Genomic DNA, 24,335 nt, shown 5'->3' with positions numbered 1-24,335 from the left:
CCAATAAGATTAGTTACGCTTTTCTCGTCCAAGTGTGGAACTTCTCAAGATAGGATAGGATTTTCTCGGGAGCGTGATTACGCTTCCATTCACCCGCTACATACTTGTTTGCTTCCATCATGGTTGGGTAGGCATGTATTGTTCCTAAGATTTTGTTTAAACCTAAGCCATGCTTCATTGCTAAGGTGAACTCTGCTAATAATTCTCCAGCATGCTCACCAACAATGGTTGCACCAAGTATTTTGTCTTTTCCTGGTACGGTAAGCACTTTAATGAAGCCTTTAGTTGCGCCTTCAGCAATTGCGCGGTCTAGTTCTTCTAGCTCAAACTTAGTCACTTCGTAACCAATATCCTGTTGCTTAGCTTCTTGCTCGTTTAAACCTACACGAGCAACTTCGGGATAGGTGTAGGTTGCTGCTGGAATTACCGAGTAATCGGCTTTAAATTTTTTGAATCGACCAAATAGCGCGTTTACTGCGGCATACCAAGCTTGATGAGCTGCAAAGTGGGTGAATTGATAAGGCCCAGCCACATCGCCAACAGCATAAATATTGGGGAAATTGGTTTGCAAATGTTCATTCACCGCAATGGTGCCGCGCTCTGAGTTTTCAATACCAAGCTCTTCTAATCCAAAGCCCTTAGTATTTGCAACACGGCCTAATGCGAGTATCACTTTGTCAAAAACAACTTCTTTTTCTTGCTCGCCTTTAATCAGTTTTACACTTTGCTGGCCGTTTTGATAATGAAAGCTAACCGCTTTCCAACCCAATAATAGATTGATGCCTTCGTGGGTAAACTGTTCTTCTAATAACTTACTAACTTCTAGGTCTTCTCGAATTAATAGGTGGTCGGCCATTTCTATTTGGGTCACTTCAGCACCTAATCGGGCAAAACTTTGGGTTAATTCACAGCCAATTGGACCACCACCTAACACGAGTAGCTTCTCTGGGAGTTGTTTAAGCTGCCAAAGCGTATCAGAGGTTAAATATTCGACCTCTTGCAAACCGGGGATGCCCGGGACTAGTGGTCGAGCACCAGTAGCAACTACAATGTTTTGGGTAGTCACTGATTTACCGTCTATTTCTACTTCCCAAGGGCTAATGATTTTTGCGGTGCCTTGAACGCAGTTAACTCCTAATTTGGTATAACGCTCTACCGAGTCATGTGGTTCAACTTGTTGAATAACATCATGTACTCGTTGCATTACCTTGGCAAAATTTGCTTGTGCATCAACTTTCTCATAACCAAATTTTTCTGCATTACTCGCTTCATAGGCGAACTTAGCGCTGCGTATTAATGCTTTAGAGGGTACGCAACCAGTGTTTAAACAGTCGCCGCCCATTAAGTGCTTTTCAACTAAGGTGACTTTTGCTTTAACAGCCGCAGCGATGTATGAACTCACTAAGCCACCAGCACCGGCTCCAATAACCAACATGTTGTTATCAAATGAACTTGGCTTTTGGTAGGGGGCGTAGACTTTGCGTTGTTTAATGCCATTTAAGATTGCCTTGCTTATGTAAGGAAGAATACCCAATAGGGTGAAGGCGATAAGTAGAGATGGTGACAATATTCCCGATAGGCTATCTAACTTTGCTAACTCGGTGCCTGCGTTTACATACACTACGGTTGCGGGGAACATGCCTATTTGGCTTACCCAATAAAAGGTTTTAAGAGGCAGTTTGGTTAATGCCATTACAAGGTTGATTAAAAAGAAAGGAAAGACTGGTATTAGCCTTAAACTTAAAAGATAAAAAGCACCTTCTTTTTCTATACCTTTGTTAATGCTCTTTAGTTTGTCGGCATAGCGCTGTTCTAAGCTATCTCTAACTAAGTAGCGAGCTACTATAAACGCTAAGCTCGCGCCGATAGTACTGGCAAAAGAAACCATTATTACGCCGTTCACTACACCAAATAATGCGCCGGCCAGCAAAGTAAGAAGGGCTGCGCCTGGTATCGAAAATGCGGTTACAAAAACATATAAAAAGAAATAAGCAACAATAGACACTAAGAAGTGATTTTCTACAGTGCTTTGTAAATCAGCTTGGCTTTGCTTAATGGTTTCGAAGTTAAGCCATTGGCCTAAGTCGAACCATAGGATAAGACCGACAATAACAGCAAGCACTGCTACAACAATCAGTTTATTTGGTTTCATATTTTATTCTCTAAACAGTAGTGATAGTTTATAGACCGATAAGCTTATGATTCTATTTCACAATTTTTACGTTGTTAGTATAGGCTAATATGAAATCACTGATTAGCTTAGGCTTATTTAAATCTAACAAAGGTAAGTCTGTATTAAGATTATCGGGGCTAGCCACAGCGATGACGTGCTTGTCATTTGGGAACAGCAAAGGCTTACCAAGATCGCTTCGATGAATTTCTATTTTTGCCACTTCGCTATGTCTATAGCCTTCAACGATCACTAAATCGCATAGTTGCCAGTTTATCCAAGACAACTGTTCGTTTAAGTCGTCATGTTGCTGCTGAAGACTAAAGTGGTACCGTTTATGAGGGCAGGAAAGTATCACCTGTTCGGCGCCAGCCTCTGCAAACTTATGGCTGTCTTTACCCGGTTTATCTAACTCTATTGCGTGATGGCTATGTTTTATAACAGCAACACTTAAACCCCGTGCCTTTAGCAAAGGAATAAGTTGGCTTAGTAAGGTGGTTTTTCCGCTGCCACTATAGCCAGCCAAGGCGATGATTGGTTTTGGCCAGTTTCTAGTCATTTTATCTCCAAGTTAGTTATTTTTTACCAATTTAACAAAGCCTAAGCAGATAATTGGTTTTAAACTTACAAAAAAACATTAAACTGAGCGCTTAAAGGATTTTCTAAGGATTAGTGCATTTGTTTTTTCGCTTGTGGCCGGTGTTGCTTGTTTTGTTTACCACTTCGGTAGCAGCGATAGATTTTGATTACCAAGGCATTTCTGGGGAGTCAAAAGATAATGTAAAGGTCTACCTAGAAGCACAAACCTTTCCTGATAACAGTAGTGCCCGCCGTATTATCAGCGCCAGTAGTGAACAAACCAAACGCGCTCTACGTGCCCTTGGCTATTACCAAAGCGAAATTACCATAACAGAAACCGCAGAAAAAAAGTTCCTGGTAGATGTAGAGCTAGGTGAGCGGCTGCGGGTAAACAAGTTTGAACTGGATTTTGTTGGCGCAGCAACTAAAGACAGTCGTTATACCGGCGCTATAGCTCGCAGTGGCTTAGCAGAAGGACAAGTTTTTACCCATGCAGCCTACGACAGCCTTAAATCAGAATTCGACCGCCTAGCTTCTCGATATGGCTACTTCGATGCGGTTTACCATAAAGCAGAAGTTCAGATCAGTATTGTAAATAATACCGCCGACATTTATTTAAGTTATGACTCTGGCGAGCGTTACCGTTTTGGCGACATCGTGTTTACAAATCCAGAATTACCACAAACCATGTTTGCTAATTTGGCTGAGTTTAATAAGCAAGATCGTTACGATTCACAAAAGGTAGGCGAGTTTAACCAACGACTGGGTGAAACGGACTACTTCCAAGTGATTTCTGTACGACCGGATATTGGCAATCGACATGACGGTGAAATTGATTTACTGGTTGGTTTGCAATTAAAGCCGCGCGATACCTTTGAGGTGGGTGGTGGTATCACAACCGATATTGGCCCTAGAGTTAGGTTAAAATGGACCCGACCGTGGGTGAACGAAAATGGCCATAGTATTACTTTTGAGATTGAAGCCGCAGAGCCAAAGCAAAGCGCTCAGTTTGTTTACCGGATCCCCATAGATAATCCAGTTGACGATTACGTGGATATTCAAACCGGTTATATTCGAGAAAAAACCAATGACACCGAAAGTGAAAAGACTATTTTGTCTACCACCCGTCAATGGCGTTTAGATAACGAATGGAAGCCTTCTTTGTTTTTAAAGTGGCAACACGAAGAATACCGCCAGGCTGATCAGTATTCGGTATCTGATTTGGTGCTACCCGGTGCTAACTTTGCTCGTTTGCGTACCCGTGGTGGTTTAGACCCATATTGGGGTGATAACTTACAAGCTAGCTTAGAAGTGGGTCATCCTTATTGGGGTTCAGATGTAGAAATGTTGCGCTTAGCGGGTTTGGGTAAATGGTTACGCTCTTACCAAAATCATCGCATCTTACTTAGAGCCGATCTTGGTGGCATTCTAGTTGATGATATTACCGATGTACCTGCATCTATGCGTTTCTTTGCTGGTGGTGACCAAAGTATTCGAGGATATGATTATAAAACCATTAGCCCAAAAAATGACGACGGCCAATTGATTGGTGGTAAATATCTCACCGTGGGCAGTGTGGAGTATAACTATCAATTTGCTGAAAAGTGGCGCTGGGCTACCTTCGTAGATGCCGGTACCGCAACTAATGATTTTTCTGAGCCCGTTTCTGTTGGTGTTGGTATGGGTATTCGTTGGCTAACGCTAATTGGCCCTCTACGTTTAGATGTTGCGAAGGGCTTACAAAATGAGTCAGATCCGTGGCGTATTCACTTTTCTCTAGGGCCTGATTTATGATTTTTCGGGCTGTTAAATACACGCTAATTTCTATAAGCGCTTTGCTATTTTGTTTGATACTTGCGTTATCGTTTACGCCAAGTACCCAATGGATATTAACTAAGCTTAGTGACTTAGTTGATGGTCTAAGCATCATTGAGCCCGATGGTAATTTGTATAAGGGCATAAAGGCGCAACAGCTGAGCTGGCAGCAAGCTGGCTTGTTGGTTGAGTTAAATGATTTAGAACTTGCTTTAGACTGGGTGTGTATTAGCCAAACTAAACTGTGTGTCGAAAAGCTGGTTAGCTCAACGCTTACTGTTGAGATAGATACGCAAGCCTTGGCCCAAGCTTCAACAAGCGAGCCAGAACCCCTTGAGCCAGATGAAAACACCGGCCCTTGGCAGCCTCCATTTCCATTTGTGGTTAATCTACTTGATGTGAGTAACGCTTCTATCATCATTGATGGGATAGATATTTCTTGGCAGAAAGTGCTTATTCAAGCCCATTGGGCAGAAGACAGTATTCGAGTAGAGCAGTTGCATTTAAACAACTGGCAAGTTGCGCTACCAGCAGGTAGTGAGCAAGAAGAGCAAGCCAAGACAAGCAGTGAAGAATCTAAGCCACTATTGCCACTGCTCATCGAAGTACCACAGATCACCATGCCATATCGGGTAGATGTTGGCGATCTTCAATTAACTGAAGGTAAGCTAAAGCTTGATACTCAAGAGCTAGAATTTCCTGTAGCTAAACTACGTGGTGTCTTGGGTTTTGCAGAACTAGAGTTAGCGAACTTATACGTAGAAAGCCCATGGGGTAATCTGCAACTTCGTGGTAAGCAGGCATTTCAAAACCGGTATGCATCTCTGCTAGAAGGCGCTTGGGAGATGCCACTGGCTGACCAACAATTGCGCACCAACTTTCGCTTAAATGGCGATGGTGACGAGCTAAATGCTGAAATTACCACATCCGGATTGATTGAAAGCCAATTAGATAGCCAAATTGCTTGGCTACAAACAAACCTGCCTTTTGAATTAAGAGCTGACCTAAACAAAGCGTTTACCTTGGTTGATGAACAGCTCACGTTGACCAGTCTAAGTCTTAACACCAGTGGTGACCTAAGTGGTTATCAATTACAACTGCAAAGTGACTTAACCGGTGTTCAAGATCTTTGGTTAAACGCACAATTACAAGGTGACTTGAATGAGCTACAAGCATTTGACATTCAAGGTGAATTACTTGAGAAACTAGTCATAGATGAAAGCAGCGAAGATCAATTACTCGATCAGAAAAAGATAAATGGTACTGAGTTTAATGAGGCAACCCGCAAGGTGGTTGGCGGATTTCAGTTTAGCGGCGCTGCCGCTTGGGCGCCTACCTTAAGTGCCCAATTAATTGCAGACATAGATAATTTGCAGCTTAGTCATTGGCTAGATCTCGGCGAAGATATGGCTTTGCCGGACTTAGAAGGAAAACTTGTTGCTAGCATCGAAGACCAAGTGTGGTCGCTAGAAAACGCCGATATTACAGGTGAGTGGTTAAAGCTTCCTTTGAGTATTCAGGCATCAGCAAGTGGAGACTTAGCAAAACAAACTAATCAAGTTGATGCATTAATCGCTCTAGCAAATACTCAAATTGATAGCAGTGTGCAGTTAAACGAACAAACCATTTCAGTAAATGCCAATTTAACAGCAACTCAATTAGCAGAGTTACCTTGGTTAGAAAGTGGGGCAGCAACAGCGCAAGTTAAAGTAACGGGCGAGCTCAATCAGCCCACAGTCAATTGGCAAATTAAAGCCGAGCAGATTGCAAACAAGCAAATAGCACTTGATGCCGTAACCAGTAAAGGAAACCTGAGCTTAGACGAAAGCTTTTCTGGTCAGCTTAATCTTGCTCTAGCCAATCTTAAAGTCGCTGGTGAAACAGTAAACGAAGCAACGCTTAAGTATGTGAGTAAAAATCAAAATCAAACGCTTAATCTGGCGGTTGAACAATCTACTCGTAATCTACATTTGGATTTAACAGGTGGAGGCACCTTATCTTCTTGGCAAGGTCAGTTGTTAAAAGCTGATTTAACTGCAGAATTGGGCACTTGGTTCTTATCAAATCCAATCGATCTTGCTTATCAAGACTCGGTCGCAAGTGTTGGGGAGCACTGCTGGTCTCGCGACGACAGTGAGTTGTGTTTGTTATCGCCATTTTCTACTGACGGCAATAGTAAGATGGACTTGCGGGTAAAAGACTTTGATTTTCTGGTATTAAATCACCTACTGCCAGAAGGAACCGAGTTGCAGGGGCAAGCATCCGCAGAAGTTAACGCGCAGTTTAGTCAATGGGTTCCAGAAACAGCAAAAATAAACTTACATCTAAATCCTGGTTCAGTTATTCAAAAAACCGAACTCAATGAAGTAACCTTAAGTTATCAAGTATTAAGCCTAGACGCTGATCTGGAAGGCGAGACATTGCAGTGGCAAGCCTTATTTAAGTCAGAAGAGTTAGGTGCTTTACGTTCATCAGGAGTAACTTCAATTGATAAAGAAGGACAAATAGACGGCAAATTAGATATCGACAACATTCGTCTCTCACCTTTGCTTCCATTTGTAACTGTTCTCGATAACCTAGAGGGTCGAATAGACGGTGAAGTTGTGGTTAAAGGGCAGGTAATTTCACCTAAGTTAGATGGAGAAATTAATCTAACTGAAGGATATGTATCTGGTCCCGATGTCCCCTTGAGTATTGAGCAACTAGAAACGCAAATCTTGCTAGACAACCAGCAAGCCAATATCTCCGGTAAATTTAATAGTGAAGGAAGAACTGCTCAATGGCAGGGCGAATTTGCGTGGCCCAATAATAACTTAGAGGGTGAGTTGGATATAAATGCCAAGTTGCTTCCAGTTATTGTTGATCCTTATGCTACCTTAGCTGTTTCGCCTGATATTAAAATTAAGTTAATCGATGACCTTATCGACATTGGCGGCACGGTAGCAGTAGAAGAGGGCGCAATAAAAGTTAAGTCTTTGCCAGAGTCAGCAGTCTCAGAGTCTTCGGATGCGATTGTCATTGAAGAGCAAAGCGAAGCTGTTGCTTCTCAGCGTACAAAGATTGATGTAACAGTGACTTTAGCCGAGGAGATTACCCTAGAGGCCTTAGGCTTGAATACTAACTTAAAAGGTCATTTAAACTTAAAACAACAACCTAGCGAGCCCTTGCTAGCAGATGGACGTATTGAGTTGGTCGATGGCCGCTTTAGAGCTTACGGGCAAAATCTACTTATCGAAAAAGGTTGGATCATGTTTACTGGTCCTTTAGAGCAACCTTATCTTGATATTCAAGCAGTACGTAATCCAGATACCATTTCTGATGATGTCACCGTTGGGGTGCAAGTTGTTGGTTTAGCCGATGCACCTCAGGTTAGTTTGTTTTCCGAGCCATCGATGTCGCAAAATGAAATGTTATCTTACCTACTACGGGGGCGGGCATTAAGTGATAGCGAGCAAGATGACAATGCCTTGTCTTCTATGTTACTTAGTGCTGGTCTCGGCAGAGCAGAAGGGCTAGTGGGTAATGTAGGTAATACTCTTGGCTTAAATGATTTGTCACTAAGTACCGCTGGTTCTGGTAGCTCCACTCAAGTAGAAGTGAGTGCCTATGTATTACCTGGGGTCCAAGTAAGATATGGCATGGGAGTTTTTGACCCAGTTAACGAACTAACCATTAAATATGAGATCTTGCCCAAATTGTTTATTGAGGCATTCTCTGGCTTAAATAGCGCACTAGATGTTTATTACGAGTTTTACCTAGAATAAACCATGTGTTTGGTTTGCAATGTATAGATAAGGATCATCATGAATAAACAAATCATGGCAAGAGCTATAGTTGTTGCTGTCATCGTTGGTTCGATCTTAAACCTAATAAACCAATGGGATATTGTTAACGGTGCGAGCCCTAAGTGGGGCGCGCTATTATTCACCTACTGTGTTCCGTTTTTAGTATCTTATTTTAGTGGTGCGATGGCTAACGGCAATAAGTCAGCTAGCAATAGCAATGATGAGTTAATCGAACAGCTTAACCAAGAGGTACTAAATCTAGAATCAACACTAGAACCACTCACTCCATTGCCTTCAAGCACTAAACAAAGCCTGGTTAGCATTAAATCGCTGTTAAAAACTAACGTTTAATTGTCTACAAATAGCCCACTAAGTTTGATTGTTGTTTAACATTTCACTAATTCCAATTGTTACAAAATTACGTTTTAGTATTTAGTTATATATGTTGCTTATGAGCTGTGTCGCATATGATGGATATCGTAAATAAGGTTAACTATAAAATAATAGCCTGGATAAACTTGTTGAACCAAAATTGTTTCCGAAAAATATAAGATGATTTCGGAGATCAAATGAGCACAATTAACCTAACGGTTAAGGAAAAAGTAGCCTACGGTTTGGGCGACATGGGATGTAATTTTGTTTGGCAAACGGTGATGCTTTTCTTAGCTTACTATTACACCGACGTATATGGCCTATCCCCGGTACACATGGGTACCATGTTTTTGTTAGTTCGTTTTATCGATGCGATAACCGACCCAATAATGGGCTCGTTAGTAGACAGAACACGGACTAAGCATGGTCAATTTAGACCTTATATTTTATGGATGGCCATTCCGTTTGGCATCGCCTGTATGGTGACATTCTATACTCCCGATTTGGGTTCTACTGGCAAGGTTATTTATGCCTATGCTTCATACATTCTGCTAACACTAATGTATACCGCCATTAACGTGCCTTATTGTGCGATGGCAAATGCCATGACCAATGATCCTAAACAACGTGTGTCCTTGCAATCTTATCGTTTTGCTTTAAGCACCGCAGGGGGGTTAGTGGTAGCTCTGGTAGCTCTTCCCTTGGTTCAATACATCGGACAAGGTGATGAGCAAAAAGGCTATCTTGGTGCGATGGTTGTGATGGGTATTGGCGCAATGTTGTTGTTCTTTTATTGTTTCGCAAATACCAAAGAGCACCATAATGCTGAGCTGAGCCCAAGCAAAAAAGGTTCTACCTTTAGTGATGTGAAGTTACTTTGGAAAAACACCCAGTGGCGGGTTTTGTTTATCCTAAATATTGTTTTGCTCACTGGCGTTGTTTTAAAAGCAGCTTCGACCATGTACTACGTAAACACAGTGATGGGGCGCGCCGATCTAGCCACTATGATGATGGTGGCAGGAATGCTGGCTAATATTGTTGGTGCAATGGCGTCTTCGCCAGTGCTTGGCCGTTTTGACAAGATTAAAACCTATAAAGTGCTGATTGGCATTTCTGGAATACTCTCAGCTGCAATGTTCTTTATCGATCCTAGCAATGTGATGTTAGTGTTTGTTGTAATGATAGTGCTAAGCGTTGTGCAAATGAGCACTACACCGTTGCTATGGAGCATGATGAGCGATGTGGTTGATTATGAAAAATCACGCAGCGGTCGTTCGTTAAGCGGCATGGTGTTTTCTACCAATCTGTTTGCAATTAAAGCTGGCATCGCTATTGGTGGCGCCATGGTGGGGTGGATTTTAGCTGGTGCAGGCTATGTTGGTGGTGCTGAGCTCCAATCAACTCAGGCAACTACGTGGATTAACCTACTGTACACCTTTATCCCTGGCGTGTTTTTCATCTCCTTGGTATTTGTAATGCATTTCTATCGCTTAGATGCGAATACCTTAGAGCTGGCAAAACAACAAAGCCCAGAGCAAGCTAACAAGTTAGCTGTCGATGCAGTGTAAGCCAAATAGCACTTAATAAAAAAGCCAACATCAGCGATGTTGGCTTTTTTGCATTAGGCTTTAGCTTTACTGCTAGTACAAAAGGCTGAAGTACTTTCTGCGGTACTGAGATGATAAAGGGTCGCCATTTAGTGTGGCTAACATATCCAAGAAGTTCTTTTTAATTTGTCCGTCTAGGCATTCTAAGTCTTTTTGAAGTATCGCTAGCAGCAGTTCAAGAGCTTCTTGATTACGACCTGCTTGAGAATATTGAATGGCTAAGCTTAAGCGCAGCTCAGCGCTATCGTCAGCTGTGTTCAGTTTGCTTTCAAGCGCTTTAATTTCTGGGCTTTCGGCTGCTGCTTTTAACAGCTCAAGCTGGCTTTTTAACTCATGAAAATCGGCTTGTTGGTCTTCAAGTGGCAAGCCGTTTAACAGTGTTTCGGCCTCGTCAGCGATTTGGTTATTAAGCAGGGCTCTAATCAATACCAAGATAATGTCGTTACGTTGAGGGGCTAGGTTATGAGCTTCACGTATCACGTTTAATGCTTCTACCGATTGGTCTTCTGCTAGTAGCTCTTTAGCTTTAGTTAACAGTTGCTCCTCGGGTGCAGGTAAATGACGAACAATGGTTTCTGTAACTTGCTCTGGAGAAGGAATGTCGGCAAAACCATCAACTGGGCGACCTTCTTTTAGGATTACTACAGCTGGGGCTTGTGCAACACCAAGTTGCTGAGCAAGCGGTGCTAACTCATCCATATTAACCCGAGCTAAAGTAAAGCTTCCGCCAGTTTGTTGATGGATTTGTTGTAGTAAAGAAAACAGTGGCTCGCACTGAGGGCTAGAAGGCGACCAAAAATGCACCACTACTGGCAGGTTCATTGAACCTTCAATTAACACTTGTTGGGCGTTCTCAAAACTAATATCGATAACAGACGTTGTGGGCTGCATAGCGTTTTCCGTTGGTTGTTTAGCCTTAATTTGGTGACTAAAAGCATGTTTTTCAAGTAAGAATGCTAGATTAGCAAATTAGCGATAAAAATGGATAGCTTAAAGCTGTACTATGGACATTCCTATTGTTAGTGAAACAGGATGTTATGGATACACTGTCGTTAGCTGATCTTACGATCTTATTAGTAGAACCTTCAAATATGCAACGCAACATCATTCGTACGCGATTGCATGAAGCGGGTATTGATAATTTTTTAATGGCAGAGAACTGTCAACAGGCCCTGGACCTCGCAATTAAAACTGCACCAGATTTGGTGGTTAGCTCTATGTATTTCAGCGACGGTACTGCTACCGATTTAGTGCAACAGTTACGAGCTAATGATTTAAGCCGTGATGTGGCCTTTATGCTGATTTCTAGTGAAGCCTGTCACCACACCTTAGATGCAATTAAGCAAGCGGGTGTTATTGCTATTTTGCCTAAGCCTTTCGAATTCACACACCTATTGTCTGCGCTGCAAGCAACCATTAGTTATATAGAGCCAGATAGTGAAGTTATCGATAACTTAGATTTTTCTGATAAAACGGTACTGGTTGTAGATGACAGCCAAACGGCTCGCCGTCATATTTCAAAAGTATTAGAAAACATTGGTTTAACTAAACTGATTTTGGCAGAAAATGGTCAGGAAGCTTTATCGTTGATGGTGAACAACCAAGTAGATTTGGTGATTACTGATTACAACATGCCGATAATGGATGGGGCGGCATTAATTGAAGCGTTGCGCCAACATCCAACCTTTTGTGAGATCCCAGCTCTAATGGTGACGTCTGAAAATAATTGCGCCAAGCTTGATGGTGTAAGGCAAAGCGGCGTATCAGCTTTAGTCGACAAACCGTTTGATATTGACGCGGTAAAACAGGTGCTAACCCGGTTGTTTGATTAGCACCGCTGTTGCTTAATCGAAAATTTGATCACCCATTTGATCAATAAACGTTTTACATTTGTGCATGGCTAGTTCGGCGGCGTCGTCTGAGCTAGCGCATGTATCAGAGCGGATAAACATGTGCTCTTTCAATTCACCATTTACAGTTTTACTGATTTGAGCCGCCACACGGTATTGCCCATTTGCAGATTGTGGCTGAGGGGCAATGGTGAACTCATTGTAAACTTCCGCTGGATAGCTTTTGGGGGTAACTGGCGCAGCTTGGAACATTTTCTTTAAAGCTGAAAAGATACTCATCTTAATGATTTTCCTAAATTTAAGCTAAAACATGTACTACAGCTTTAAGATTGGCGAGCTGCATACTGTATGATGCATGATAACGAGCAATTCAACATAATCGCAATGGATTTACTGTGAACTTAGAGACTATTTTTTCTCAATTTAACCAAATGAGTGCTGCTATTACTTTTTCCTTACTTTTTTTGCTAATTGTAAGCCTGTTGGTAAATAGCATAAAAGGTAGAGCTTTTTCCAAAAAAAGCGATGAGTTTGCGCTGGTAAAACAACAACTAGAAATTGAATTACTAGAGCAAAACCAAGCTAATCAAGAATTACTGAAGCAAGACCACGACAAAGACATCTCACTAGCCGAGTTACATACCGAACTGCAACATCTGCGAGAGCTAAAACAAGACTTAGATACCTGCCAGCAATTGTTACAACGTGAACAGCAACGCTGTGCTTTATTGCAACAAAAAGACATTGCGCTACAAGAACGAATCAGCTATTTAGAAAAAAGCGAAGAGCGAGTCAACAACCAGTTTGAGCTGTTAGCAAATCGAATATTTTCGGAGAAGGGCTTAGAACTACAACAACAAAGTAAACAGAGTATTGAGTCGGTATTACAGCCTTTAAAACAGCAACTGGATGGTTTTAAGCAGCAGGTCCAACAAAGCTACGAAAACGAAGCCAAGCAGCGCCATTCTTTAAAAGACCAAATTGTTACTTTGCAATCACTTAATCAGCAGATTAGTGAAGACGCAGTGCGCTTAACTAAAGCGTTAAAAGGCGATAATAAACAACAAGGTGATTGGGGAGAGCTGATACTAGAGCAAATTTTACAGTCTTCCGGTCTTAGAGCAGGGCACGAATATCAAACTCAGGTAGTAGGGGTTAACCAACATGGTCAAACCATTAAACCCGATGTTGTAGTGAAACTGCCGGACAATAAGTCAGTTATTGTTGACTCAAAAGTAAACCTAGTTGCTTATGAGCGTTATTACAACAGCGAAGATAGTGAAGCTCAGCAAGCTGCGTTAAAAGAGCATGCTAAAAGCTTACGCCAGCAAATTATTGGTTTATCCAAAAAGGATTACCATACTTTGTATCAACTACCATCCTTAGATTATGTATTGTTATTCATCCCAATTGAAGGCGCTTACCTTAGCGCCTTAGAACAAGATCCTTCGCTAATTAACTTTGCGCTAGAGTCCAATATATTACTGGTAAGTCCAAGTAGTTTGATGGTGGCGCTTAGAACAATTCAGAACTTATGGAAAACTGAGCACCAACAACAAAATGCCCAAGTGATCGCACAACGGGCAGGCAAGTTATTCGATAAGTTTGTTGCCTTCACGGAAGATTTAAAGAGTCATGGCCAGCAACTACAACGGTCAAACGATAGCTATCAAAATGCCATGAATAAACTCAGCACTGGTAAAGGAAACTTGGTAAGGCAAGCTCAGCAACTAAAAGACTTGCAAGTAAACGCTAGCAAGTCTTTAGATGCGAAATTACTGACAGATAGCCAGTATGAGGAATAAGCCTATTGGCTAATTAATACCATGGAAGATTGAGCAGCTAGTGAAAGCGCCAATTTTCCATCTGAATCGGCGACCAACTCTTCGCTGCTATCAAATACTTTGTAAGGAACCTTGTCTTGTAGGTGGGCAAGGTTTAACTCTAGCTCTTGAGACTCTCCTCGGTTAATCACCACAATACTATGTTGCTCTGGAAGCCAACGCATAAACACCCATACGTCGTCACTCTCAAGCAGGCTTATAAGGTCACCTTGCTGTAACTCACTACGCTGTTTGCGCAGCGAAATTAGTTGCTGGTAATGCTTAAGCAAAGCGTATTTCCATTGCTTCTCATCCCAAGGGAAACAACGGCGACAGTCTGGATCATTAGCGCCAGTTAGGCCTACTTCATCACCGTAGTAAATTGATGGCACACCGATATATGTAAGCAGCATGGTAGCTGCAATTTTTGCAAGCTCTTCACTTTCGTTCACTAAGTGAGAAAAACGCGGCGTGTCATGGCTATCCAACAGGTTGTATTGTGCTAACTGATTGGCGAAGGGGATAGAACCGCGCGCTTCGGCCAGCCAGGTGGCTAAATCCGCTGCGTTAAGTTTAAGAGGCACGTAGCGTGGAACATCAACTCCCGCCAAGAACGCGACTATGGGTTGGTTAAAACCGTAGTAGTTCATGGCTGCGTCTTCTTGGTCACCTTGCAGCCATTGAGTCGCTTCTGCAAAGTGTTCTCCTATCATGTAGGCTTCGCTGTTTGTTTGCTTGATAGACTCTCTAAACTTAGCTACGTAATGGGCATTGTTTTGTGCGCTATTATGTTCACCAAGCATGTGAATGACATCAAAGCGCCAAGCGTCAATAGAGAAGGGCGGTTTTAACCAGTGTTTTAGTACGGATTGCTCGCCTTCATAGATAGCTTGTTGCACCTCAACGTTGGCAAAGTTTAGCTTGGGCAAGGTTTCAACGCCTTTCCATGACCAATAGTTGCCGCTTTCATCAAAGTGATACCAATCTTTAAACAGTGAATCTTGGTTATGGTAGGCGCCGCCTTGATGCTGCTGATAGTAATCCATCCAGTGATGTTGATTAGACGTATGGTTAACTACCGCATCTAGCATTAGCTTCATACCACGGCTTTTCATATTTTCTGATAGGCTTATTAAAGCCTCGTCTCCACCGAAGTGGGGTTCAACCTTAAAGTAGTTGGTACAGTCGTACTTATGGTTACTTGGAGAACAAAAAATGGGGTTAAGGTAGAGCGCGGTTATACCCAGCTCTTGCAGGTAATCTAGCTTCTGTTCAATACCAATTAAATCGCCGCCATAAAACTCTGTAGCGCCGGTACCTGAATGAGATTTAGCGACCGGCTCTCCCCATTGTTTTTGAACAATTTTTCTACCGTCTTCTTGGTAACTGTAATTGTCTTTGTTTGGCGTTAGGCTTGGGTTGCCATTAGCAAAGCGTTCCGGGAATATCTGATAAAAAACTTGCTGCTTCGCCCACTCTGGTGGTTTAGCTTGGCTGTTAATCCTAAAGTGAAAATGTTTTTGCGGTAGACGAGAAGATTCACCCGCTGCATGCAAATAGCATTGGTTATCTTTGCTTAAAAACTTAAAGCAATAAAGTGTTAGCGGAGAGTGCGGGCTAACAGGAATGTTGATTTGCCACTTAAGCCAATTACCTTCAATGCTCGGCTTAGTCATTTCCATTAACCATTCTTCGTGGTCTGGTTCTACTCGCACAAACACTTTGTGGTAGTTGTGATTAATGGCGGTATAGAGAGTAATTAAATAGCTGTCTTGCTGCTGTATAACCTGACTTTGTGGATGAAAGCGAAAATCAGTCATGTATTTACCTTTTTGTTTTTTGCTAAGTATCCTAGCAGCAGGGCAAGCATTCAAGTATGAATATTGAATTTCACATTATTTGATTTAGCCTTTGCTTTTTTAACTTTAACAGCAGTTTTAAAGAGCAAAAACGCTTCAGTTGTTTAATAATAGTTTGTATCTAAATAGATTTTAAAGTGCGCAATTGAATTCACGTTTTCTTAAAAACAACATTTCTTGGCAAAAAAAGGCAGGCTTTTGGGCGCTGTTGGTCACCTTATTGTTCGCTGCGGTGCTTTCTCACCGCTACCAAACCATAAAGCATCAAATAGTTGAAGAAGTTGAATTGTCTTTTGGTGGTTTTAAGACAGCTAACAAGCATTTAATAAGCCTGTTGTCGCAACGACTGTCTCTGTTGACCCGAACGCTAGGCCTACTTAACTACGTTAATGATGAATCTGAGTTAACACTGGTCACACTCGCTACCGAGTGGCAGCGAATTGCTCGCGATGTGAATTTGGAGGGCAACTTTTACTACGTTCACCGTGATGGGCGCGTAGACCTAGCTCTAAACCAAAGTAAAGAGGGTCACACTTTAGAGTGGAGCTCTGGTATTAACCCAATCATTAAAAACTATTTTAAAGGCCTCTCATGGAGAGACGAGGGAGTTATATCTACCAAGGTTATCTACGACAAATCTAACCAACAAACTTACTATGTTTTGTATATACCGGTATTTGATAAGTGGTCAAAACTGGTGGGTTGGATGGTTAATGAGTACGATCAGCAGGCGATAAATCAAACTGTACACTTCGTTGGTCGCCCGATGTTAGTGGAGCGCGCAGTTATTGTAACTAGCGACGATATCGTTATAGAAGGCGACTTTAGCCAAGATACCTCCAAAAAATTACTGAATTTGGTTGGCAAACTAGATTACTCGTCACTTAGTGACTATTTCGATGACAAGCCTTATCGAGACGCGGCTTCGCCCTATGACGTTGGCAGCGGTTTAATGTTTACCTCAGTACTTGATGAATACGAAGATTCGAACCCTAACACCGCCTTCTTGTATATCTCTTATAAAGACTTAGCCACAGACAGCCGACACTGGTTAATATTCATCGCAATTGTCTACTTGGTATCAATTGTTGGATGCTTCTTTGCCGCTTATTTAACCGAGATGATTCGCCGTGAAAAAGCAGTTGTTGAAGAACTAAACGCGCTGCGAGAAGCTGCTTTTGAAGGAGAGTTTTCACAAGTTATTATTAACCCAACGGGGAAGGTAATGCAGGTGAATCAATACTTAGCAAAAAAAGTAGGTGTAGATGCGGAACAAATGATTGGCACTAAGCTTACGGATTTTGGCCAATCTGATCCTGGATTTGATGAAGTACTTCAAATTGCTGCTGAAGAAGGCAGTTGGTTAGGAGAGGTTTCTATACTTGGTAATAATGGCCTCAATACTATTCAACAAATGACCGTAACGGCTGTTTATTGGCAAGGTAAACTGCATAACTTTGTTTGCTCTAGTATTGATATTAGCGCGCAAAAAACGCTTGAAGACAAGCTTATGCAGCTGGCCAATACTGATCCTTTAACCGGTGCGGCAAATCGTCGACATTTTGAAGACAGCGTATTCCTAGAGCAGAGCCGTAGTGATCGCAATGGTTCTCGGTTTTCAATATTAATGATTGATGTGGACCACTTCAAACAGCTCAATGATCAATATGGCCACGATACCGGTGATTTGTGTTTGATTCGTTTAGTTGAAACGATTACTAAGTTAAAACGAGAAACTGACTTACTCGCCCGTTGGGGTGGAGAAGAGTTTATTATGTTGCTGCCCGAAACCGACCTTACACAGGCAATAAATTTGGCTGAACGACTGCGGCTGGCCTTCGATCAAGATAAAGCTGTGCCTAGTTTTACTTGTAGTTTTGGTATTACTCAAAGCGAAAAAGACAGTAGCTTTGCTAAACTATACAAGCAGGCAGATAAGGCCCTATACACGGCTAAGAATAACGGGCGTAACCAGGTTGTTGAGTATGCATCTATGATGGAAACGGATTAGTTGAAGCTCGCTATTTCTGTTTCAGCTAGCTCTCGATACTCACCAGCTTGTAATTCATTATCTAGCATTACGTCACCAATTTTCTCCCGGTGTAAGGCGATAACTTTGTTGCCTATCGCGGCGCACATTCGCTTAACCTGATGGTAACGCCCTTCACTAATACTCAGAATGAATTGCTTTTCATTGATACGTTTAGTTACGGCGGGGAGAGTAGGTTTATCTTCACCTCGCAGCAAAAGGCCTTTTGCAAGTAGCTGAAGGTCATTGTCGCTAACCGCATCGGCAAGACTAACTCTGTAATCCTTAAACTTTTTGCTGTTAGGGCTTGTGACTTTATGTGACCATTGGCCATCACTGGTCAAAAGCAATAAACCTGATGTGTCTACATCCAAGCGTCCGGCAGCATGTATTTTAAGTGGAGAGTCTATTAAGGACATGGCGCTGGGGTGGTTAGCTTCAGCTTCAGTGCTCAAATAGCCTATTGGTTTATTTAACATGAAATACTGATGTTCGATTAGCTTTAATTCTTTGCTATCTAAACCAACCTTGTCACTTTCACCAATAGCAAATTGTGCATTTGTTTGAATTTGACTATTCACTGTCACACGTTTGTTTTTGATATACTTTTTAGCATCGCTTCGTGATATGTGCCCGGCTTTAGATAGGAATTTGTCTAATCGGCAAGGGTATTTCATAATGGCGTTCTGTTGCTACTTTGCTGTGGCACAAGTTTACTAAACAATGCCGTTAAAGGCTTTAAGTGGAGAAAAGTTTTTGCAAGTAATCTGTCGCTCATCGGTAGAGATTCTAGGCAACGTTGTGTCTAAGGACATTACCCTACGCTACTTTAGTGATGGCACTGCCATTACCCAGTTTGAAGTGTTGTTCAAGCGAAAGCCTAAAGGAAGTGGCAAGGAGCAAGTAGAAGTATTTCAGCTTAATGCTCGAGGAGAGCAGGCAGAAAGAATTAAACAGTATGCAAAAGCGGGCGATGGTGTGGTGATCAATGGGCACCTAAAGAACCAAAAAGACAGTAAAGGAGCTATCTCTAGTGCCATTGAGGTTGAACAAGTGAGCTTTGTTGGCGCACCTTCTCAACTCTATTGGAATAAAGTTACTTTGGTTGGTGAAATTGTTGGAAAGTCTTCTTTGCGAAAGAGTATAAACAATCAAAGCTATTTAAAGTTGCAACTTTCTACTGATCAATCAGATCAACAACATGTAGTTAATTGCAATCTGTGGGCTTATCCCGCAGAACTAATTGATAAACAGGCAAATATAGGTGACAAGTTAGTCCTTGAGGGGGCGCTTAAAAAGGCTTTTGCCGAAGATAAAGCCATTTCTCCGATCTTAGTAGACGGTCATACTTGTCTTCATTTAAAAGCCTGATTTTTAGCTTTCAAATTGTTCAGTAAAGCGAACTTAGTACTTTTCTAATGCGCTGGTGGAGTAGTTGTTGGCATCGATGTTTAGATTAAACTGTGCTGCTTGCTGCTCAAGTTTGTTCTCAGAAATGGTTAACTCGTTGAGCATAAGGGTATTGTCGTCTAACTCCCAAATTTGACGACTCCCCAAATACGAAAACTTAACGATCTCAAAAGCCGTTCCATCCCCTTTATTCATGGCTTTGACTAAAGCTGCCATTTTGCGATTAATTTTGTTGAGTTCTTGTTTTAAGCGCCAAACATACATGACCTCATAAAACCATTCTCTGTCTTTCAGCGTTAATACCACTGGGACAATACTAACAACTGCTGCTACCACGCCCAATAGGTTGAGATAGAAATTATCGGGCCCCTTGGAAAACAGCGCGATAAATAGGCTTGACCAAAACAAGGTGAACAAAATCAACAAACCAGAAATACCGATATAGGTATAGCGAGAACGTTGTTGATAAATGGTTTTGTCAATCTTTTGAAACTGCATGTTTAAGCCAAAGAGTTTAGTTTGGTTTAGATGGTATCAAAATCAGGCTTTTTCAGGAAATGGAAAGCAACTCTGAGCATAAAGTAAGCTGTTGTTTAATATTTAGAAAAATGTTGGTTAAAAGTAAGTACTTTAGTTTTCATGCTTCCACATTAGGACTATGATTAGTTATGGTTTACTCGGTACACAAAAATATACAAGGAATGTTTATGAACCGCACACCTGTTGTAGCTCGTGTGGCAAAGGCTTTGGGCCTAACACTTGCCTCACTTTCGTTTTTAAGTGCGTGTGACACAGCACCACCACCTCCCCCAGCTGTTAAAGCCAATGTGAAAGTTCTTGAAGTTGCAATGAAAGAAGTAACACCAAGTAATGATTTTGTTGGCAGAACTGAAGCAACCCAAGATATCACTATCAAATCTAAAGTGCGTGGTAATTTGTTAAAAACCAACTTCGAAGAAGGTAGCATTGTAGAGGAGGGCGCTTTATTGTTTGAAATAGACCCTGCGCAATATGATGCTGCAGTTAAGGCTTCTAAAGCCCTAGTTGCACAAGCAAAAGCTGCCTACGATACAGCTGTTTTAAACTTTAAGCGTGGTGAAGGCCTTATTAAGGATAACTTCATTAGCCAGTCTGATTATGACAACTTACTATCTCGTAAATTGCAAACTGCAGCATCCTTGCAAAGCGCGAATGCCGAATTAGATAACGCAAAACTTGAGCTTGGCTACACTAAAATTTATGCGCCGTTTACCGGCCGTATTAGCCGTGCGGCTGTTTTTACTGGTGATTTGATTTCACCTGATCAAACCGAGCTAGCTGATCTTGTTCAAATGGAGCCTGTTTGGGTTAACTTCCAATTGCCGGAAAAAGTGCTTATTGAGGCACAACGTGCTCATAAGTCTGTTACGACTCCCTTTAAACTTAGCGATTTCCCTGTAAAAATTAAATTCCCTGACGGCACCATGTTTGATGAAGTCGGCAAAATGGATTTTGTTGATAACCGAGTTGATGCCACCACAGGTACCTTAGCTATTCGTGCCGAATTCCCGAACAAAGAACACATCATCGTTCCTGGCTTATATGTCACCGTAATTATCGAATCGCCAGAGATGCAAGAGGTGATGTTAATCCCTCAACGTGCGGTGCAAGAAGACCAACAAGGTCGTTATGTGCTAACGGTTGATAAAAAGAACATGGTCGGTCGTCGAAATGTTGAACTTGGCCAGCGCTATGGTATCGACTGGGAAGTAGAGAAAGGCTTAGAAAAAGGCGATTTGGTTATCACTGAAGGTTTACAAAAAGCCCGAGTTGGCGCCGAAGTAGACCACGAAATGGATACTGTTCAACCATTCTCTGATACCCAATCTTAAGGAGTCGGTGATGATTAGTAAGTTTTTTATTCATCGACCCAAGTTTGCCTTTGTTATTTCAATTGTTTTAACCTTGGCTGGCTTTTTGTCGATACCGGTATTGCCGGTAGCAGAGTTTCCGAATATTTCTCCGCCCATGGTCTCGGTAACCACTAGTTACCCAGGGGCCAGTGCAGAGGTCGTTGCAGATACCGTAGCTAAGGTTATTGAAGCCGAAGTAAACGGTGTAGAAAACATGATCTACATGGAATCAAAAGGTGCGAATGATGGTAGTTATAGCCTCAACGTAACTTTTGAAGTGGGCAGTAATGTTGATATGGCACAGGTAAACGTACAAAACCGTGTCCAACAAGCAATGCCTCGCCTCCCTTCCGAAGTTCAACGAAATGGTGTGAAAGTAGAGAAACAAGATCCAAGTATTCTAATGATGCTTAACCTTGTTTCTCCTAATGAGTCTCTAGATAACCTGTTCTTAAATAACTACATGGGGATCAATATTAAAGATAACCTTGCTAGGGTTAACGGAGTATCTAAAGTAAGCATTATCGGTGGTATGGACTATTCGATGCGTATTTGGTTAAACCCAGACCGCATGGCCAGTTTAGGTGTTACCGTTGATGATGCTATTGCATCGATTCAAGAACAAAACATCCAAGTTGCGGCAGGTCGAATTGGTGCTGCACCAGTTCCGCGCGACCAACAATTCCAGTACACCTTGTCTACAAAAGGCCGTTTAAGTCACCCTGAAGAGTTTGAAGAAATCATTGTTCGTTCAAACCCTGATGGCAGTGCGGTATATCTAAAGGACATTTCACGAATAGAGCTTGGTGCTGCGAGTTATGACGCAGAAGCGATGTTAGATAACAAAGCCTCAGCGCTATTGTTTATCTATCAAGCGAGTGGCGCAAATGCGTTAGAAGTAGCAAAAGGTGTTCGTGAGGAGTTGTCTCGTTTAGAAGAACAATTCCCAGAAGATATGGACTACAAAGTGTTGTACGACACTACTGAGTTCGTTGAAACTTCTATTGACGAAATGCTTGAAACACTGCTTATCGCAATCGCTCTGGTAATCTTTGTTGTTTACATCTTCTTGCAAGATGTAAGGCAAACCTTGATTCCTGCTATTGCTATACCGGTATCTTTAGTTGGTACTTTTGCTTTCTTGCTTGCAACCGGCATGAGCATTAACACCGTATCTTTATTCGCATTGATTCTTGCGATTGGTATTGTGGTCGATGATGCCATTGTTGTGGTAGAAAACACCACGCGATTAATGCAAGACGAAGGGTTAAATGCTGTTGAAGCGACCACTAAATCTATGCAAGAGGTTACTGGGCCAGTTGTTGCCACGACCTTGGTGCTGCTAGCTGTATTTGCACCAACCGCCGTAATGCCTGGTATTACTGGTCAAATGTATGCTCAGTTCTCTATCACCATTTGTATTTCGGTGCTTATCTCGTCAATTAACGCACTAACCTTAAGTCCTGCTTTATGTGCTTCTTTATTGAAGAAACCTAAAGTACACGAAAAAGGTTTTCATGCCTTTTTTAACAAACACTTTGATAAAGCCACCGGCAAATACACTGGTTTTGTTACCGGCATGGTAAGAAAGCTATCTATTGTTGGCATCGTTTATGTGTTGCTAATTGGTGCTACCGGTTACTTGGCTACCTCACTTCCTTCCGGCTTTGTGCCAACCGAAGATAAAAAAGCCTTCTTTATTGATGTGCAGCTACCAAATGGTGCATCTATTAACCGTACTAAAGAAGTTGTTTCAAGGATGGTCGATGAGCTAAATGAACTGGAAGGAGTAACTAACGTTATTTCAGCTAGTGGCTATTCGATTATCTCTGGCGCTGTTTCTTCAAATGCAGGCTTAATGGTAGTGATTCTATCTCACTGGGATGAACGTAAAGACCCAGCTTTAGTCGAATCTAATATCGTTCAGCGAGCCAATGGCGTGTTAGCCAGCTACAACGAAGCCCAAGCTGTTGGCTTCTCGCTACCTGCGCTCCCCGGGGTTGGTACGGTTGCGGGTGTAGAGTTCTTTATTCAAGACACGCTAGGTCGCACCCCTGCTAGTCTAGCAAGCGTGATGCGTGCTACAGCTGTTGAAGCGGGTAGTGCACCTGAATTAGCTGCCGCATTTAGTACTTATCGTGCAGATGTACCGCAATTGTTCGTAGACGTTGATCGACAGAAAGCTAAGGTTCAAGGAGTGCAGTTAAGCAGCATTTTCATGACCTTACAGACTATGTTAGGTTCAATGTATGTGAATGACTTCAACCGCTTTGGTAAAGTTTTCCGGGTAAACATGCAAGCCGAAACTGAATTTCGAAATTCAGAGCAAGACATTGCTCGTTTCTATATTCGAAACAAGTTTGATGAAATGGTTCCTCTCAACACTTTAGTTCAAGTTGAGCCAAAGTTAGGGCCTGAGTATATCAATCAGTTCAACTTGTATGGCGCCGTTAAGATGAACGCTTTCCCTGCACCAGGGTTTAGTTCTGGCCAGGCCATTGATGCGGTGAAACGAATTGCTGAAACCACCTTCCCAGCAGGTTATACCTATGAGTGGTCGGGTCAAACTTACCAAGAACTTAAAGCAGGTAACTTAGCGCCATTTATTTTTAGTTTGGCCCTAATATTTACCTACTTGTTCTTAGTTGCTCAGTATGAAAGCTGGACGGTTCCTATTTCCGTAATGCTGGCGGTTCCAATCGCTATCTTAGGTGCATTTGTATACATTTGGATCATGGGTTCAGATGTAAACTTGTATACCCAAATAGGCTTAGTATTGTTGATAGGCTTGGCGTGTAAGAACGCGATCCTTATTGTGGAGTTTGCTAAGCAATTACGTGAAGGCGGAATGAGCATTCGAGACGCTGCTGTTAAAGCTGCACGCTTACGCTTCCGAGCAGTATTGATGACTGCGTTCTCTTTCATTCTTGGCGTTATTCCTCTTGTGATTGCGACTGGTGCTGGTGCAGCTAGCCGTATTTCTCTAGGTTACGCCGTAATGGGGGGGATGATAGCTGCAACTATTGTTGGTACCTGTTTAGTGCCTGTTTTCTATGTAATGCTGCAAGGCTTACGAGAAAAAGTAAAAGGCGTTAAGGATGCTGAAGACCAATAGTTAACAACCGTTTAAATGCAAAAAAAGCC

General features: G+C 42.1%; 17 protein-coding genes. 10 read left to right on the top strand and 7 right to left on the bottom strand.

What is annotated here, in order from left to right; genetic code table 11:
* Window positions 1–13: 13 nt before the first annotated feature.
* Both ACYFDN_RS04300 and mobB read right to left on the bottom strand, forming a co-directional pair.
* Window positions 14–2,152 (bottom strand): FAD-dependent oxidoreductase, encoded by a 2,139-nt coding sequence (locus tag ACYFDN_RS04300; protein ID WP_483510101.1) that lies wholly within the window; start codon window positions 2,150–2,152, stop codon window positions 14–16.
* Between the two features lie 52 nt (window positions 2,153–2,204).
* Window positions 2,205–2,729, bottom strand: a complete 525-nt coding sequence (mobB, locus tag ACYFDN_RS04295; RefSeq protein ID WP_483510100.1) for a molybdopterin-guanine dinucleotide biosynthesis protein B — start codon at window positions 2,727–2,729, stop codon at window positions 2,205–2,207.
* A gap of 119 nt (window positions 2,730–2,848) precedes the next feature.
* Here mobB and tamA point away from each other — a divergent pair, with 119 nt between their 5' ends.
* The 4 genes from tamA (at window position 2,849) to ACYFDN_RS04275 (ending at window position 10,289) form a co-directional block, all read left to right on the top strand.
* Entirely contained in the window at window positions 2,849–4,543 is a 1,695-nt protein-coding gene (gene tamA, locus ACYFDN_RS04290) for an autotransporter assembly complex protein TamA (RefSeq protein ID WP_483510099.1), read from the top strand.
* The gene (gene tamB, locus ACYFDN_RS04285) at window positions 4,540–8,328 is read left to right on the top strand and encodes an autotransporter assembly complex protein TamB (protein WP_483510098.1); all 3,789 of its coding nucleotides are present in this window, start codon (window positions 4,540–4,542) and stop codon (window positions 8,326–8,328) included. Before tamA ends, tamB begins: the two co-directional genes overlap by 4 nt.
* A gap of 39 nt (window positions 8,329–8,367) precedes the next feature.
* Complete coding sequence (nrtS, locus tag ACYFDN_RS04280; protein ID WP_483510097.1) at window positions 8,368–8,700, top strand: nitrate/nitrite transporter NrtS; 333 nt, start codon at window positions 8,368–8,370, stop codon at window positions 8,698–8,700.
* 218 nt (window positions 8,701–8,918) lie between these two features.
* Entirely contained in the window at window positions 8,919–10,289 is a 1,371-nt protein-coding gene (locus tag ACYFDN_RS04275) for a glycoside-pentoside-hexuronide (GPH):cation symporter (RefSeq protein ID WP_483510096.1), read from the top strand.
* A 72-nt stretch (window positions 10,290–10,361) separates the two neighbouring features.
* On the opposite strand, the gene ACYFDN_RS04270 is transcribed toward ACYFDN_RS04275, so the two are convergent.
* Window positions 10,362–11,219: a tetratricopeptide repeat protein gene (locus ACYFDN_RS04270; RefSeq protein WP_483510095.1), complete on the bottom strand. Its 858-nt coding sequence runs from the start codon at window positions 11,217–11,219 to the stop codon at window positions 10,362–10,364.
* 146 nt (window positions 11,220–11,365) lie between these two features.
* Between ACYFDN_RS04270 and ACYFDN_RS04265 the strand changes: the two genes are divergently transcribed.
* Window positions 11,366–12,160: a response regulator gene (locus ACYFDN_RS04265; protein ID WP_040307528.1), complete on the top strand. Its 795-nt coding sequence runs from the start codon at window positions 11,366–11,368 to the stop codon at window positions 12,158–12,160.
* Window positions 12,161–12,172: 12 nt separating this feature from the next.
* On the opposite strand, the gene ACYFDN_RS04260 is transcribed toward ACYFDN_RS04265, so the two are convergent.
* Complete coding sequence (locus tag ACYFDN_RS04260) at window positions 12,173–12,457, bottom strand: HlyU family transcriptional regulator (protein WP_016403255.1); 285 nt, start codon at window positions 12,455–12,457, stop codon at window positions 12,173–12,175.
* A gap of 116 nt (window positions 12,458–12,573) precedes the next feature.
* Between ACYFDN_RS04260 and ACYFDN_RS04255 the strand changes: the two genes are divergently transcribed.
* On the top strand, window positions 12,574–13,983 hold the full coding sequence (locus tag ACYFDN_RS04255; protein ID WP_483510094.1) for a DNA recombination protein RmuC: 1,410 nt from the start codon (window positions 12,574–12,576) through the stop codon (window positions 13,981–13,983).
* A gap of 2 nt (window positions 13,984–13,985) precedes the next feature.
* On the opposite strand, the gene malZ is transcribed toward ACYFDN_RS04255, so the two are convergent.
* On the bottom strand, window positions 13,986–15,821 hold the full coding sequence (malZ, locus tag ACYFDN_RS04250; RefSeq protein ID WP_483510093.1) for a maltodextrin glucosidase: 1,836 nt from the start codon (window positions 15,819–15,821) through the stop codon (window positions 13,986–13,988).
* Between the two features lie 184 nt (window positions 15,822–16,005).
* On the opposite strand from malZ, the gene ACYFDN_RS04245 reads away from it, so the two are divergent.
* The gene (locus ACYFDN_RS04245) at window positions 16,006–17,871 is read left to right on the top strand and encodes a sensor domain-containing diguanylate cyclase (protein ID WP_483510092.1); all 1,866 of its coding nucleotides are present in this window, start codon (window positions 16,006–16,008) and stop codon (window positions 17,869–17,871) included.
* On the opposite strand, the gene ACYFDN_RS04240 is transcribed toward ACYFDN_RS04245, so the two are convergent.
* Entirely contained in the window at window positions 17,868–18,566 is a 699-nt protein-coding gene (locus ACYFDN_RS04240; protein ID WP_483510091.1) for a pseudouridine synthase, read from the bottom strand. The genes ACYFDN_RS04245 and ACYFDN_RS04240 overlap by 4 nt on opposite strands.
* 79 nt (window positions 18,567–18,645) lie before the next feature.
* Here ACYFDN_RS04240 and ACYFDN_RS04235 point away from each other — a divergent pair, with 79 nt between their 5' ends.
* A complete protein-coding gene (locus ACYFDN_RS04235) occupies window positions 18,646–19,260 on the top strand; it encodes a single-stranded DNA-binding protein (RefSeq protein ID WP_483510090.1) in 615 nt (204 codons plus the stop codon).
* Window positions 19,261–19,293: 33 nt separating this feature from the next.
* Here ACYFDN_RS04235 and ACYFDN_RS04230 read toward each other — a convergent pair whose 3' ends face one another.
* Window positions 19,294–19,797, bottom strand: a complete 504-nt coding sequence (locus tag ACYFDN_RS04230) for a DUF3087 family protein (protein WP_483510089.1) — start codon at window positions 19,795–19,797, stop codon at window positions 19,294–19,296.
* A gap of 209 nt (window positions 19,798–20,006) precedes the next feature.
* On the opposite strand from ACYFDN_RS04230, the gene ACYFDN_RS04225 reads away from it, so the two are divergent.
* A complete protein-coding gene (locus ACYFDN_RS04225; RefSeq protein ID WP_338621333.1) occupies window positions 20,007–21,170 on the top strand; it encodes an efflux RND transporter periplasmic adaptor subunit in 1,164 nt (387 codons plus the stop codon).
* Window positions 21,171–21,180: 10 nt separating this feature from the next.
* Window positions 21,181–24,306 carry an efflux RND transporter permease subunit gene (locus ACYFDN_RS04220; protein WP_152784988.1) on the top strand — a complete coding sequence of 1,042 codons (3,126 nt, stop codon included), beginning with the start codon at window positions 21,181–21,183 and terminating at the stop codon, window positions 24,304–24,306.
* The last annotated feature ends 29 nt before the right edge of the window (window positions 24,307–24,335 follow it).

Source organism: Agarivorans sp. D1326, assembly GCF_056958115.1.
The sequence above is the reverse complement of the archived record's forward strand: the minus strand, read 5'-3'. Positions and strand labels throughout refer to the sequence as shown.

Bases quoted from the DNA above. Each gene is read 5' to 3' on its own strand.
- ACYFDN_RS04225 (WP_338621333.1), top strand. From the start codon at position 20,007: ATGAACCGCACACCTGTTGTAGCTCGTGTGGCAAAGGCTTTGGGCCTA.
- tamB (WP_483510098.1), top strand. From the start codon at position 4,540: ATGATTTTTCGGGCTGTTAAATACACGCTAATTTCTATAAGCGCTTTG.
- mobB (WP_483510100.1), bottom strand. From the start codon at position 2,729: ATGACTAGAAACTGGCCAAAACCAATCATCGCCTTGGCTGGCTATAGT.
- ACYFDN_RS04275 (WP_483510096.1), top strand. From the start codon at position 8,919: ATGAGCACAATTAACCTAACGGTTAAGGAAAAAGTAGCCTACGGTTTG.
- ACYFDN_RS04300 (WP_483510101.1), bottom strand. From the start codon at position 2,152: ATGAAACCAAATAAACTGATTGTTGTAGCAGTGCTTGCTGTTATTGTC.
- ACYFDN_RS04240 (WP_483510091.1), bottom strand. From the start codon at position 18,566: ATGAAATACCCTTGCCGATTAGACAAATTCCTATCTAAAGCCGGGCAC.
- ACYFDN_RS04270 (WP_483510095.1), bottom strand. From the start codon at position 11,219: ATGCAGCCCACAACGTCTGTTATCGATATTAGTTTTGAGAACGCCCAA.
- ACYFDN_RS04220 (WP_152784988.1), top strand. From the start codon at position 21,181: ATGATTAGTAAGTTTTTTATTCATCGACCCAAGTTTGCCTTTGTTATT.
- ACYFDN_RS04230 (WP_483510089.1), bottom strand. From the start codon at position 19,797: ATGCAGTTTCAAAAGATTGACAAAACCATTTATCAACAACGTTCTCGC.
- nrtS (WP_483510097.1), top strand. From the start codon at position 8,368: ATGAATAAACAAATCATGGCAAGAGCTATAGTTGTTGCTGTCATCGTT.
- ACYFDN_RS04265 (WP_040307528.1), top strand. From the start codon at position 11,366: ATGGATACACTGTCGTTAGCTGATCTTACGATCTTATTAGTAGAACCT.
- ACYFDN_RS04260 (WP_016403255.1), bottom strand. From the start codon at position 12,457: ATGAGTATCTTTTCAGCTTTAAAGAAAATGTTCCAAGCTGCGCCAGTT.
- malZ (WP_483510093.1), bottom strand. From the start codon at position 15,821: ATGACTGATTTTCGCTTTCATCCACAAAGTCAGGTTATACAGCAGCAA.